This is a genomic window from Brevibacterium sp. CBA3109, assembly GCF_040256645.1.
GTDB classification, from domain to species: domain Bacteria; phylum Actinomycetota; class Actinomycetes; order Actinomycetales; family Brevibacteriaceae; genus Brevibacterium; species Brevibacterium koreense.
Genome location: NZ_CP158281.1, coordinates 3,001,808 through 3,014,129, shown reverse-complemented (window position 1 = coordinate 3,014,129; position 12,322 = coordinate 3,001,808). Strand labels below are relative to the sequence as shown.

General features: G+C 62.6%; 14 protein-coding genes. 4 read left to right on the top strand and 10 right to left on the bottom strand.

Annotation, left to right across the window (positions count from 1 at the left end):
* Positions 1 to 6: 6 nt before the first annotated feature.
* Positions 7 to 318 carry a hypothetical protein gene (locus tag AAFP32_RS13820; protein ID WP_350269606.1) on the top strand — a complete coding sequence of 104 codons (312 nt, stop codon included), beginning with the start codon at positions 7 to 9 and terminating at the stop codon, positions 316 to 318.
* 17 nt (positions 319 to 335) lie between these two features.
* On the opposite strand, the gene AAFP32_RS13815 is transcribed toward AAFP32_RS13820, so the two are convergent.
* Positions 336 to 1,124 (bottom strand): DUF1707 SHOCT-like domain-containing protein, encoded by a 789-nt coding sequence (locus AAFP32_RS13815; protein WP_350269605.1) that lies wholly within the window; start codon positions 1,122 to 1,124, stop codon positions 336 to 338.
* Between the two features lie 53 nt (positions 1,125 to 1,177).
* On the opposite strand from AAFP32_RS13815, the gene AAFP32_RS13810 reads away from it, so the two are divergent.
* The 3 genes from AAFP32_RS13810 (at position 1,178) to AAFP32_RS13800 (ending at position 3,147) form a co-directional block, all read left to right on the top strand.
* Positions 1,178 to 1,927: a sulfite exporter TauE/SafE family protein gene (locus AAFP32_RS13810; RefSeq protein WP_350269604.1), complete on the top strand. Its 750-nt coding sequence runs from the start codon at positions 1,178 to 1,180 to the stop codon at positions 1,925 to 1,927.
* 180 nt (positions 1,928 to 2,107) lie between these two features.
* On the top strand, positions 2,108 to 2,935 hold the full coding sequence (locus tag AAFP32_RS13805; RefSeq protein ID WP_350269603.1) for a hypothetical protein: 828 nt from the start codon (positions 2,108 to 2,110) through the stop codon (positions 2,933 to 2,935).
* The gene (locus AAFP32_RS13800) at positions 2,935 to 3,147 is read left to right on the top strand and encodes an RNA-binding S4 domain-containing protein (protein WP_101620103.1); all 213 of its coding nucleotides are present in this window, start codon (positions 2,935 to 2,937) and stop codon (positions 3,145 to 3,147) included. The genes AAFP32_RS13805 and AAFP32_RS13800 overlap by 1 nt, the downstream gene beginning before the upstream one ends.
* A 228-nt stretch (positions 3,148 to 3,375) precedes the next feature.
* Here AAFP32_RS13800 and pspAB read toward each other — a convergent pair whose 3' ends face one another.
* From pspAB to AAFP32_RS13755, 9 genes are all read right to left on the bottom strand, one after another.
* On the bottom strand, positions 3,376 to 3,975 hold the full coding sequence (gene pspAB / locus AAFP32_RS13795; RefSeq protein ID WP_350269602.1) for a PspA-associated protein PspAB: 600 nt from the start codon (positions 3,973 to 3,975) through the stop codon (positions 3,376 to 3,378).
* A gap of 51 nt (positions 3,976 to 4,026) precedes the next feature.
* Positions 4,027 to 4,938 carry a zinc metalloprotease HtpX gene (gene htpX / locus AAFP32_RS13790; RefSeq protein ID WP_350269601.1) on the bottom strand — a complete coding sequence of 304 codons (912 nt, stop codon included), beginning with the start codon at positions 4,936 to 4,938 and terminating at the stop codon, positions 4,027 to 4,029.
* 87 nt (positions 4,939 to 5,025) lie between these two features.
* Positions 5,026 to 5,310, bottom strand: coding sequence for a PspA-associated protein PspAA (gene pspAA, locus AAFP32_RS13785; protein ID WP_350269600.1), 285 nt, complete (start codon positions 5,308 to 5,310; stop codon positions 5,026 to 5,028).
* Complete coding sequence (locus AAFP32_RS13780) at positions 5,307 to 6,053, bottom strand: PspA/IM30 family protein (protein ID WP_350269599.1); 747 nt, start codon at positions 6,051 to 6,053, stop codon at positions 5,307 to 5,309. The genes pspAA and AAFP32_RS13780 overlap by 4 nt, the downstream gene beginning before the upstream one ends.
* 201 nt (positions 6,054 to 6,254) lie before the next feature.
* Positions 6,255 to 6,542, bottom strand: coding sequence for a WXG100 family type VII secretion target (locus AAFP32_RS13775; RefSeq protein WP_101620108.1), 288 nt, complete (start codon positions 6,540 to 6,542; stop codon positions 6,255 to 6,257).
* 181 nt (positions 6,543 to 6,723) lie between these two features.
* Positions 6,724 to 8,271: a S1C family serine protease gene (locus AAFP32_RS13770; protein WP_350269598.1), complete on the bottom strand. Its 1,548-nt coding sequence runs from the start codon at positions 8,269 to 8,271 to the stop codon at positions 6,724 to 6,726.
* A 365-nt stretch (positions 8,272 to 8,636) separates the two neighbouring features.
* Positions 8,637 to 10,505 carry a HAMP domain-containing sensor histidine kinase gene (locus AAFP32_RS13765; RefSeq protein ID WP_350269597.1) on the bottom strand — a complete coding sequence of 623 codons (1,869 nt, stop codon included), beginning with the start codon at positions 10,503 to 10,505 and terminating at the stop codon, positions 8,637 to 8,639.
* A gap of 30 nt (positions 10,506 to 10,535) precedes the next feature.
* Positions 10,536 to 11,291, bottom strand: a complete 756-nt coding sequence (locus AAFP32_RS13760) for a response regulator transcription factor (RefSeq protein WP_350269596.1) — start codon at positions 11,289 to 11,291, stop codon at positions 10,536 to 10,538.
* 266 nt (positions 11,292 to 11,557) lie between these two features.
* Positions 11,558 to 12,145, bottom strand: a complete 588-nt coding sequence (locus AAFP32_RS13755; RefSeq protein WP_350269595.1) for a CGNR zinc finger domain-containing protein — start codon at positions 12,143 to 12,145, stop codon at positions 11,558 to 11,560.
* Positions 12,146 to 12,322 lie beyond the last annotated feature (177 nt).

The window sequence follows — 12,322 nt, the reverse complement described above, 5'->3', positions numbered from 1 at the left end:
AGAACTTTGTTCAACCGAGATAAACAGGCCCTCGACGAGGTGATTGCTAAGGACTGCGTACTCCAGATCATTGGCAGCGGGGGAGTCGAGACCAGCACGGGGTGCGACGAGGTCGTCGACGCTCTGCTGAAAACCTCAGACGAGGATGCAGTGGCCGGCCATCTCGAGGCCGCCATCACCCACGGCAAAGCCGCAGCTGCCTGGGGCCAGTGGGAGAAATCGAGCGATGGCGAGGACATCCGATATTTCTCACATGCCTTCTGGTTCCGCACCAACAAAGCAGAGGAATTCGCTCAGATCCGAGTCTTCCAGCCCTGACGGTTCTGCGTTGCCTATCAGTCCCAGGGGTTTCTGCGCCGTCGACGGCGCTCTTGTCTCCGCCTGCGCATTTCATCGCGCGGAGAATCCAGGCCCGGTGCGAAGGGAGGAGCCAGCGGGTGTGGAGGCTGCAGCCCGTGGCCGAATGACTCCTCGTCGAACTCGTCGTCAGCCTCACCGTGCCAACTGTCGTTCTCGCGCTCCTCGAGCTGCCGCTTCGCCTCCGCATCACCCAGCTGCGCTCGCGCCCGTCGTGTGAGTTCCCGCTTTCGCGCACGAATGATCTCTTCCTTGCGCGCGATGCGGGAGAACGCACCGAAGAGCATTGGAATCATGATGAAGATCGGCCAGAAGAAGATCACGCCGCCGGAGGCGATCGACGTAAAAGCCCAGAACGCGAGAATGAAACCTGCCGGCCCCGCGATCAGCCCCAGCATCGACCGGCGGACGCGGTCCTTGTAGTACTTCTGTGCCGCGGCATCGATCTGGGCGGGGGTGATCGGAACTCGGTCTGCCTCCAGCCGCGCCAGTGCCTGGGCACGAGCGGAATCGGTGAGGTCTGCCGGTTCGACGTCGCCCGCCTCGGCGATGATGAGGTCCTGCACAAGTTCGGGGACCTCACCCAGGGTCTTCAGGTGATTGGCGATCTCGCCGCGTTCGTCGAATTCCTCCGCATCGATCTGTCCGAGTGCGTAGGCCTCGGACAGCACATCTGTCACGACGGCGCGATCGGCATCCGAGGCGCGCACTTGTCCATGAGCGCGGGGATCTGCGCTGAATCGTGACCAGAGCGGACGACTGTTCATGACTCTTACTGTAACCCCGCCCCCTAAGGGTGTGTTGAACTAGACTTGAGCAAATGGAACCCGTCGTCATGCTCATCCTGTTCGCGGTGTTCATCGGGGCAGTCTCACAGCGAGTCACCGGAATGGGATTCGGCCTGGTCAGTGGCCCGTTCCTCGTGCTTCTGCTCGATCCGTTCTCCGGCGTGGTGCTTGTCAACATCTGCGGAATCGCCGCCAGTGGCACCGTCTTCGTCCGAACGTGGCGAGAGGTCGAATGGGGTTCCTTCTGGAAGCTCTCGCTGGGTTCCGTGATCGGCACGATTCCCGGTGCCCTCCTCGCAGCAGCCCTCCCGGCGTCACCGCTGCAGATCGTCATCGGTCTGCTCATCATCGGCTCCCTCATCAGCTCCATGGTCATCGGCCGAATCGGCAAGACGGTGCCCGCGAACTTCGGAACGAAGTTCACGACCGGTCTCCTCTCGGGAACGATGTCGGCCGCTGCAGGTACGGGCGGGCCCGCCGTCAGCGCCTATGCCGTGCTGACGAAGTGGGAACAGCGGACGTTCGCTGCAACCCTGCAGCCGTTCCTCGTCGTCGGAACCACCTCGGCGGTGATCTTCAAAGCCGTGTTCGACAACGGTGCCTGGCCGCAGCTGGCAGCACCCACGTGGATCGGGATCGCGGCGGTCCTCGTCGCCGGGCTCGTCGGCGGAGACTGGCTGTCGAAGAAGATCGAATCTTCGACTGCTCGGATCGCTATGATCATCCTTGCTCTCGGCGGTGGAACCGCGACGCTCATCAAGGGCCTGAGCCACCTGAGCTGAACGCACTTCGTGACCCCTCGGGCTGAGGATTCGGGCATCTGCCGTGAGTGAGCTGGGCGTGCACGGGGAAAGCGGCTTTTGGGCTAGAGGACTGAGCCGACACAAGGGTTCGGTTCAGTCGCCTGTCAGACTCGTCCGGCATACTTATTGATGACTCGTTTTGCTGGGGAGGCATAGATCGTGGGAACAGTATTCCTGTTGATACTCGTGGTGCTCGGGGCCATTTTCTTCATCGGCCACCGCAAGGAGAAGCACCGTCAGAAGGAGCTTGCCGCCACCGAGCTACGGCAGGTGACGAAGACCGCTGAAGAGGACGTGACGTCCTTCGGCGAGGAGGTCGCCGAACTCGATATCCTCACCGCTGGAGTCGAACTCGACACCGGCGGTTCGCAGGATTACAAACAGGCATTGGACTCCTATGACATTGCCAAGGAGACGCTCGACAGTGTCGCCGAACCCTCCGACATCCGCAGTGTCACCGAGGCCCTCGAAGATGGTCGCTACTCCGCCAAGTGCGTGCGCGCCCGCGTTGACGGAAAGCCGCTTCCCGTGCGCCGCCCCCCATGCTTCTTCAACCCGCAGCACGGCCCCTCAGCCGAAGACATCGACTGGGCGCCTGCTGGTGGCCAGCTGCGCCCGGTTCCCGTCTGCGCTGCCGACGCCGAGCGCGTTGCAGTGGGTGCGGAACCGGCCGTCCGCAAGGTCGTGACCGGTGACGGCCACACCCGACGAGCCTATTGGGAAGCCGGACCTGCCTATGCCGAATACAACCGCGGATACTTCAATTCCTACGCCGGTTCGGGACTTCTGCCCGGTGTCCTCATGGGTTCGATGATGTTCGGCGGCATGGGCGGCGGCTGGGACGGCGCCCATGGCGACGACGGCGGCGGTGACGCCGGTGGTGGCGATGCTGGCGGCGACGGCGGCGGATTCTTCGGCGGCGGAGATGGTGGAGACGGCGGCGGCTTCTTCGGCGGCGATGGATTCGATCTTGGAGACCTGTTCTGATGGAGACGATTGAGATCCGCGGCGATTCGATCAAGCTCGGTCAGCTGCTCAAACTCCATGGTGTTGCCGAACACGGCGCGATGGCCAAAGACATGATCGCCGACGGCGAAGTCGTGGTCAATGGCGAGGTCGAGACCCGCCGAGGCGCCACGATTCGTCCAGGAGACACCGTCGAAGCCTTGGGTGAGGTCATCGAGGTCTCAGCCGAATAGGACTTGCGCTCTCGCGCTCTTGCGTCGAGCTGATCGCTGAACACTACACAGGCAGCGCGGACAGAACCAACGCAGACAATGCAAGAAGGGACGTCCCCGCGGGGACGTCCCTTCTTGCATGTTCCGGCTCAGCCGAGGTGGTTCGACCGGATCCTGAGGTTCAGCGGGTGTGGCTCAACGGGTGTGACGCCGCTTAACCAGATGGTGCCGAGAGGGCAGGGCCTGCGCTCAGGGCCGCTGATTGGCCTCAGGCGTGTCGTTGAGTCCGGGTGCGTCCCAGATAGCCGACCAGTTGGATGTGTCCTCTTCGAACGGAAGCTCGTTGGACAGTACGCCGCGCACCTGGATCTCAAGGGGATTGTCGCGCTGCTTCGGGCCCGACTGCGCGAATGGATAGAACGTGCCGCGCTTGTACTGATAGACCAGCGCCAGACGGCGCCCATCAGGGTTGGCAAAGTAGACGGTCGAGCACAGCAGCATGGTGTCGAATCCCTGGCTGACCAATGCCGAGTTCACCGCGTGCAGATTGGTCACGAGGTTGACCACCTCGGCGTCGGTGTCGGAGACCACCTGCCAGGTGTAACCGAACCCGTCGTTGCGCTGTGACACGTTCGCGGCCGGGTCCGAGCTGATGAGGGCAATGCTTTCGGATTCAGCGGTCTGGAACGCCGCCCCCTCGACTTGCCTGAATGCCACGGCTCCGACACCGGTGGGCTTGAAGCCTGTTGCAGCTTCGAGTGTGAGTGCGGCGGGAGGCAGTGCGAAGAGGTCGTCGAGGTTGGCCCGCTTCGGTTTGGAGCGGCCCAGCAGCGCGTCGAAGAAACCCATAAAACTCCTAGCGGATGTCGGTCAGTACGGTGGATGTCAGCAGGTCAGACGTCACTGCGGCTGTGAGAGCTGCCCGGAGATCCTCGCCAGCTGGGCCAGACGCTTGTCGAGCGAGGGATGAGTGGAGAAGAGCTGTCCGAGGGCCGCCTTGCCGCTGACGGCAGGAATGAGCGCCAGATGATTCGCCGAGGCGGAGGCGCGCAGGTCCTTCTCCGGGATTTTGCTCATGTCGCCGCTGAGCTTCGTCAGCGCAGAGGCCAACGTCGAGGGCGCGCCGGTGAGGATGGCTGCTGCTCTGTCTGCGGCGAGCTCACGGTAGCGCGAAAGGCTGCGGATGAGGAGGAAGGAGAGACCGTAGACGATGGCGCCGACGAGGAGGAACAGCAGCTGGATGGGAATGCCGCCGTTGTTGTTGTTCGACCGTCCGAAGCTCATGTAGTAGCCGGCGCGCATCATCAGAGCGGCCAGGACACCGGTGACTCCGGCGACGGTCATGACGGTGACGTCGCGGTGGGCGACGTGGGAGAGTTCATGGGCCAGCACGACCTCGACCTCATCACGGTCGAGTTTCTCGAGCAGGCCGCGTGTCACACACACGACCGAGCGCTCCGGCGAACGGCCGGTGGCGAAGGCGTTGGGAATGGCTGAGTTCGAGATCGCGACGCGCGGCTTGGCCGAATCGGCGAGCTGGCAGAGTCGATCGACCATCGTGTGCAGTTCCGAGGCCTCTTCGGGGGAGACTTCCCGTGCACCCATCGCCTTCATCGCGATCTTGTCGGAGAAGTACCACTGGAAGAAGAAAGCCCCCGCGCTGATGAGCACGGCGAAGATGACGCCGGAGATGCTTTGGCCGAAGATCCACCAGATGGCAAGAATGAGGATGACGTAGATGAGCCCATTGAGGAAGATCGTCCACCCCATGCGCATGGTGAGACCGTTGTCCTTGACGAAGCGATTCTTCATCGTGGTTCCTCTCTGGGAGTGGCAGGTCCGGCCCACAGCCTTGAGCCAAGGCGGTGGGCCGGAGTCATCGATTTCAAGCCATGTGGATCAGGCCGGGTCCGGAATGAAGCCTTCACCGGTGAGGAGCTCCGTGATCTCCTGCAGAGTCGCGTCGACGAACGGCACCACGACATCGCTTGACCCCAGGTAGTCATCTGAGACGGGCTTGCCGTGTCCGACGACATAGTCGTGGAGGGCGAGCAGAGCGTTCTTGGCGGCTTCTTCATTGCCGACGTCGACGGCGTCTTCGACCTGGTTGTCGTATTTCTGCAACAGGTTCTGGTCGACGTCGGCGATGTCGAACTGGCCCTCGCCCATGATGCGGATGATCATTGCTTGTCCTCGCCTTCAAGCGACTGCTGCTGCTTGCTCGACGACGCGGGCAGTGAGTCGCGCATTCGGTTGAGCTCCATTTCGACATCGTTTTCGCTTGAGAGCGCGTCCAGCTGGGAGCTGATGTCGTCCTTCGAGGAACCAGTGACATCTTCCAGAGCGCCCGAAGCGATGAGTTCGTCGACGGCGCCGGCACGTGCCTGGAGCGAAGCGGTCTTGTCCTCGGCGCGCTGGACTGCCATTCCGACGTCACCGAGCTCTTCGGAGATCCCCGAGAAGGCTTCGCCGATCTTCGACTGTGCTTCTGCGGCGTTGTATGTGGCCTTGATCGTCTCCTTCCGCGTGCGGAAGGCATCGACCTTGGCCTGCAGCCGCTGTGATGCCAGAGTGAGCTTCTGCTCTTCGGCCTGCAGCCCCTCGTGCTGGCCCTGCAGGTCAGTGATCTGCTGATCCAGACCTGACTTCCGGGTCAGTGCCTCACGGGCGAGGTCCTCGCGGCCCATTTCCATGGCCTTCTGGGCCTGACCGCTGAGCTTGCTCTGCTGCTGTTCGAGCTGAGTGATCTGCAGTTCGAGTCGCTTGCGGCTGGTGGCGACATCGGCAACACCGCGACGTACCTTCTGCAACAGCTCAAGCTGCTTCTGATATGAATAATCGAGCGTGTCATTGGGGTTCTCGGCTTTGTCCAGTGCCTTGTTGGCCTTGGCGCCAAAGATCGCCGCGATCCTTTGGAAGATGCTCATCCGTAGTAGACTCCTGCATTGGTCTTGACCCGACACTGCTGGCCGATCGTCTCCGAACCTGGAGAAACCTAGCCAGCACCGCCGCGAACTATCGCTATCAGCCTACTAACAAAGGCTGACAATTTGCCAGACGCGGACATAGAAGTCGAACAGATACCCCTGGTGAGATTCGGCAGGAACAACAGGCCGCTTGCTCAACGCTCACGGAGCGAAAAGCCGGGAGTTCGCGGCTTCAACTTCCGAGTACTGCGCGGCGGCCGTGTTGAGGGCCGCGTGGATCGAGTTCAGCGATTCGAACAGCTGCTTCTGTGCGCCTTCCCACTCATTGATGACCGTCTGGAAATTCTGTGCCGCACTTCCCTTCCAGCACTCCTGCAGGGCCAGAAGATTCCTCAGCATCGTGTTGGACTCTGCAACGAGGGTCCGGGAGGTGCCTGCTGTGGCGGCGGCTGCGGATGAGACGCGTTCGGCGTCGACTTCGAAACTCATGACTACTCCTAAAGGCGGGGCACCGGAGCTCGGGACGAGACACCGGGATGCATCCCAGCATCGCGTTTGGCTCGCGCCAGAAGAAGCTCACAAAAAGGGGGCGTGGACAGCGCTCGGCTGTCCACACCCCCTATACGCACGAGTGAGATCGTCATCCACAGTGATCTGCACTCAAGTCCTGCTACTTCAGCACGAGCGTTGTCTTCAACGTCTGCTCCTGGCCGCCGCGGACCACAGTGAAGTCAACGGGAGCGCTTGTCGACTGTGCACGGACGAGTGCACGCAGAGCGATCGCATTGTTCACCTTGGTGCCAGCCACGGACACGATGTCGTCGCCGTCCTTGAAGCCTGCCTTGTCTGCAGGCGACCCGGACTGCACCGACTGCACCTTGGCGCTGCCTCGGGTGGTGCCGCCGCTGTTGATCTGTCCGTCGGTGAGCGTGATCCCGAGGAACGGATGCAGTGCTTTGCCGTTGGCGATGAGCTGGTCGGCGATCATCACGGCTTGCGAGGCGGGGATGGCGAATCCGATGCCGATCGACCCCGACTGACCGCCCTCACCGGCCTGGCTCAACGAGGCCGCAGCGGAGTTCACGCCGATGAAGTTGCCATCGCCGTCCACGAGCGGACCACCGGAGTTGCCGGGGTTGATCGCCGCATCCGTCTGGATGGCGTTCGTGATCGTCATCTCCTTCTCCTGCGAGGATGCGTCCTGACCGATATTCTCTGTGGATACCGGACGGTCGAGGGCTGAGACGATGCCGGTGGTAACCGAGTCCGCGAGGCCGAGGGGGTTGCCCAATGCCATCACCGGATCTCCCACCTTCATCTTCTTCGAGTCACCGACGGGCAGAGGCTCGACACCGTCGGGAACCTGGTCAAGCTTGATGACAGCAATATCGGTCGACGGATCCCGGCCGACGATTTCGGCCTTCGTCGTTTCACCGCTCTTCATCGTCACCGAGATCTCACCGGAGGGTGTGTCCGCCGGGGCTACCACATGGTTGTTCGTGATGATGTGTCCCTGGTCGTCGTAGAGCGAGCCCGAGCCCAGCGCCTGTACCTGGCCATCGGTGCCGACCTGGATCGAGACGACGCTTTGGGACGTCTGTTTCGCGACCTCGGTCCAATCCGGGGTCTCAATGGTCTGTTCGGCGACCTTGCGGGGCTCTTCTCCACCGAGGGCGCTGACCGCATAGCTTCCGCCGAAGGCCGCACCTCCGCCCAGCAGAGCGGCGATCACAGCGATGGCGATAGTCGCTCCCCAGCCCGGTCCTCGCTTCTCTCGCCGAGGTGGGGCTTCGCCTCCGTACGGCCCTGACCACCCGGGCGCGCCAGGCGCACCTGGGCCTCCGGGCGCGGACTGGAATTCTGTGGAATTCGGTGTGGGGTAACCGCCCTGGTTCGGCTGATTGCCGAAGTGAGGGTAGGCGGCTGTGCCGGTGCCAGCACCTGCTGCGGTGCCGACACCTGCTGCAGTGCCGACACCTGCTGCAGCGCCAGCACCTGCAGCAGTCTGACCGGCTCCCTGAGAATACGCAGTGCCATAGGGGTTCGTGTCAGCAGGGGAGTTGGAGCCGGTCTGGGCTGCCCCGCTGGGTGTGTTGGGTCCGGCCTGCGGGCGACTATACCCAGGTTGTCCGGAGTGCCCAGGTTGTACAGATTGTCCAGGGTGTCCGGGGTGCCCTGTCGGCGGATCCACAGGGGGCTGAGCACGAGTCGGCTGCATCTGAGGAGGATTCTGGCCCTGGGGGCCGAAGCCGGTGTCCCGCCTCTGTCCCTGCCTCGGATCCTGTCCTTGCCACGGAGCCTGGTTCTGACTCTGACTCTGACCCTGCGATGGAGTGTTTGGGCGTGCCGGGGGTGCGACCGGCGGACTGACCCGAGCTGGACCATTCGAACCGTTCGGGAAAGTGCGTGGGACCTCTGCAGAACGCCGTGACCCGTCCGTGGGGTCCTGGGACCCTGCAGTCGAGTTGCGGGGGCTATCTGAGGATTCGCGTGAGCCATCGGTGGGGAACGTCCGGTGGTCCTGATCCCCGTGCCGTCCCCTGTTGTTGGAGTTGTTGCCCTGATTGTTAGGGTCGTTGCTGCTCATCGCTCGTCCTTTCGTGCGTCCGGAGCGCTGTCTTCAGTTTCTGAGATGGGCAGATCGATACGGAACGTTGCACCGCCGCCCGGTGTCTGGTGCACTGTGATCGCACCGTGGTGGTTCTCCACGATCGCCTTGACGATGGAGAGCCCGAGGCCAGACCCTCCGGTGTCGCGAGTCCTGGAGACGTCGAGGCGGTAGAACCGTTCGAAGATCCGGGGAACGACCTCGGGGTCGATCCCCTCGCCGTGGTCGCGAACCTCGAATCTGACTCGCCCGTTGGGGAATCCGCGCAGCGATTCGTCGACGGTGATGGACCCGGCTGCTGTCATTTCCGGCACGATCCCGGTGGGCGCCTGAGCGTCGTTCTGATCATTGCCGTTCGAGTCGCCTCGGCGGAAGATGCGGACGCCTCCGGTGACGAATCCGCGTTCGCGGGATTTGTCCTTCGCCGCAGTCTTGTTCGTTGTGGCCTTGTTCGCTCCGGTTTTTGCGCCGGTGTCCTGACCATTCGACGGCTCTGTTGGCTCCGCAGTCGCCTCGGTGCGGCCTCCGACGACGCCGACGGCGAACTCGATGGCTGTGTGCTCGGGAGTGTGCCGAACAGCGTTGCCAGCGAGGTTGACGATGACCTGGCGGATCTTCGACTCCGATCCTCGGATCATCGGTACGGGTTGCGCGTCCTCTCCATCGAGCCCGATGAAGCTGATGTCCCGGTCGGGGGCTTGAGCAGCTGCGTCTGCGGCGGCGTCGCGGGCGATCCGGTGGAGGTCGATGGGACCGATCTCGGCTGGTCGCTGTTCGTCGAGGCGGGCGAGGACGACGAGGTCGTCGACAAGGACGCCCATGCGTTTGGCTTCGGACTCCATGCGCTCCATTGCTGCGCCGATGTCATCTGATTTCGTGATCGCACCCTGTCGGTAGAGCTCGGCGTAGCCGCGAATGGTGACCAGCGGTGTGCGCAGTTCGTGTGAGGCGTCGGAGACGAACTGGCGGATGCGTTTCTCCGACCGCGTCTGTCCGTCGAAGGAATCCTCGATCCGCCCCAGCATCGTATTCAGTGCGCCAGACAGTCGACCGAGTTCGGTGTTGCGGGGGAATGTCGGCACCCTCTGGCTCAGGTCACCGGCGGCGATCCGTGAGGCGGTTTTTTCGATGTCGCGCAGCGGCCGGAACGTGTTGTTGATCGCCCAGTATCCGACGCCAGCGACCATGGCCAGTGCCAGCAGCCCGATTCCGATCATCGTATTGCGGGCGCGCTCGTTGATGTTGTCGATCTCGCGGTCGAAGGGCACCGCGATTGAGACGAGGACGTCCGTGTTCTGGACCTTCATCGCCCGTGCCCGCCATTTCGAGCTGGTGCCTGCGACAGTGAATGGCTCACCGGAGCGCTCGTAGACCTGGGATTCGTCGATCGTCGGCAGGATCGGGCGGTTCTCCGGCTCGGGAGCCACCGGGTCGCTGATCGGCTTGCCATTCGTGTCATAGAACTGGACATAGAAGCCCCCGGGCAGGAGGCCCTTGAGCTCGTCCCACGAGTGCGAATCGATGGTGGTGGGAGTTCCGGGTGAAGAATCCGCCTTGTCGCTGTCCTTGCCCGAGGCCGCTGACTGGTCCTTGCCCGACGGAGCCGACTGCAGCTGGGCAGGCTGGAACACATCCTGATAAGCCTGCTTGGCCAGGGTCTCCGAAGCATTGATGAGTCTCTCATCGGTGCGTTCGACGAGGCTGTCGCGGAGGTTCTCGAGCACCCAGGCACTCGTTCCGGACAGAACGAGCAGCATGAGCAGCATCATGATGGCCAGCAGCTTGGTGGTCAGCGACCATTCTTCCCAGAAGCCGGGTCGGGTGGGACGGGATTCTTTTGCCACGTGAGTAATCTAGCGCCTGAGCTTGTCCGACTACTTGGATTCCGGTGTGCGCAGCATGTAACCCACTCCGCGCTTGGTCTGAATCATCGGCGTCCACTCCATCTCGATGGGGTGTCCGGCGGCGTCTGCCTCCGGCGTGATATCGATCTTGCGGCGTAGGTAGGAGATGTAGGATTCGACGATTCCGGTGTCGCCGCCGAAGTCGTATTCCCAGACATGGTCGAGGATCTGCGACTTCGAGAGCACCCGGTTCGTGTTGAGCATGAGGTAGCGCAGCAGTTTGAACTCGGTGGGGGAGAGGTCGATGAGGATGCCCGAACGGCGCACCTCGTGGGTGTCGTCATCGAGTTCGAGATCGCCGGCCATGATGACGGCGTTCTCTTCGTCTTCGAGACTGCGGGTCCGACGCAGCACGGCGCGGATGCGGGCGACGACCTCTTCGAGGCTGAAGGGCTTCGTCACGTAGTCATCGCCGCCGACGGTGAGGCCGGTGATCTTGTCCGAGGTGTCATCGCGGGCGGTGAGGAACACGACCGGAGCGTTCATGCCGATCTGGCGGAGGCGACGTGTGACGGTGAAGCCGTCCATGTCCGGCAGCATGACGTCGAGGACGAGGAGGTCCGGGGCAGTCTGCTCGGCCAGACGAAGCGCTTCGGCTCCATTGGCGGCCGAGACGACGTCGAAGCCCGCGAAGCGCAGGCTGGTTGAGAGGAGTTCGCGGATATTGGGCTCATCATCGACAACGAGGAGTGTGGCTTCGATGTCGGTATCGTGTGCTGTAGTCATGCATCCAGTCTGAAGCTCGACTCTGATAGTTGCGTGATAGTTCCCTGAATGCGATTGTGATCTACCTCACCAAAAAACTCTCAGAAAAGTCCTGTGAGCGGTGAAGTGCCGCATGGACTCTCAGGAATCGCCTAACAATTTGAGGGATATTTGCGCTTCCACACAGTTCGTTCGCAGGTAGATCGTCCGCCGAGGTGGTCCTGTGATTCCTGAGGTGTGCGCTGCGCTGTACTGCGCTCGGTTCGGGCGGGTGGTTGCTCCGATAGTCAGGAGTCGGCCTGGCGCGCGCGGAATGCGGCCACGTGTGTGCGGTTCGCGCAATTGCCGGTATCACAGAAGCGCTTCGAGCGGTTGCGGCTGAAGTCAGCCAGGTAGGCGTCGCAGTCCTCTGCAGCGCAGCGTCCGAGTCGGTCGAGGTCTCCGCTGCGGATGAGATCGATGAGGACGAGTGCGACGTCGGCTGCTACGCGATCGGCGAGGCTGGCGCCCTGTCCCACGGCGTGCAGGTGCCAGTCCCAGTCTCCGTGCTTGACCAGCTGCGGCAGCGCTCCGGCCTCGCGCAGTGTGAGATTCACCGCTTTCACGACCCCTTCTTCCCTCGCTTCGGCCTCGTTCTCGGTCTGGGCGTCGACGCTGGCGTTGAGTGCGACGGCGAAGCGTTCGCGCAATTCCCGGGTCGATTCGACATCGGGCTTGGTAGCCTCCAGGGGGCCGGAGAAGTCGTGCCGGGCAGCAAATCCGTGGAGTCCGGCGGTTGTCGTCAGCTCATCTCCCGCCTCGGCAATGGTGCCGGAGGTATTGAGGAGATCCACGAGCATGGTGAGATTCGAGCGAATGTCATAGGCAAAAGTCATGGTGTGTGACATTCTGCCACATCACGTAAGGGGCAAAATGCATTTGACTCATTTCTGACGGTGGGAAATACTGACTGAAGTTGTCATTTCGCGTGCGAGGACTCGGCTGCATCTCGGGCCGAATCGCACCACGCAGACGCACCGCGCACTGAGCATCGCACAGACGCAACGTGCACC

What these genes read in the sequence shown, in the direction of transcription:
- pspAA (WP_350269600.1), bottom strand. Translation starts at nt 5,310, where the DNA reads ATGATCATCCGCATCATGGGCGAGGGCCAGTTCGACATCGCCGACGTC.
- htpX (WP_350269601.1), bottom strand. Translation starts at nt 4,938, where the DNA reads ATGAAGAATCGCTTCGTCAAGGACAACGGTCTCACCATGCGCATGGGG.
- AAFP32_RS13780 (WP_350269599.1), bottom strand. Translation starts at nt 6,053, where the DNA reads ATGAGCATCTTCCAAAGGATCGCGGCGATCTTTGGCGCCAAGGCCAAC.
- AAFP32_RS13770 (WP_350269598.1), bottom strand. Translation starts at nt 8,271, where the DNA reads ATGCAGCCGACTCGTGCTCAGCCCCCTGTGGATCCGCCGACAGGGCAC.
- AAFP32_RS13775 (WP_101620108.1), bottom strand. Translation starts at nt 6,542, where the DNA reads ATGAGTTTCGAAGTCGACGCCGAACGCGTCTCATCCGCAGCCGCCGCC.
- AAFP32_RS13810 (WP_350269604.1), top strand. Translation starts at nt 1,178, where the DNA reads ATGGAACCCGTCGTCATGCTCATCCTGTTCGCGGTGTTCATCGGGGCA.
- AAFP32_RS13760 (WP_350269596.1), bottom strand. Translation starts at nt 11,291, where the DNA reads ATGACTACAGCACACGATACCGACATCGAAGCCACACTCCTCGTTGTC.
- AAFP32_RS13800 (WP_101620103.1), top strand. Translation starts at nt 2,935, where the DNA reads ATGGAGACGATTGAGATCCGCGGCGATTCGATCAAGCTCGGTCAGCTG.
- pspAB (WP_350269602.1), bottom strand. Translation starts at nt 3,975, where the DNA reads ATGGGTTTCTTCGACGCGCTGCTGGGCCGCTCCAAACCGAAGCGGGCC.
- AAFP32_RS13815 (WP_350269605.1), bottom strand. Translation starts at nt 1,124, where the DNA reads ATGAACAGTCGTCCGCTCTGGTCACGATTCAGCGCAGATCCCCGCGCT.
- AAFP32_RS13755 (WP_350269595.1), bottom strand. Translation starts at nt 12,145, where the DNA reads ATGACTTTTGCCTATGACATTCGCTCGAATCTCACCATGCTCGTGGAT.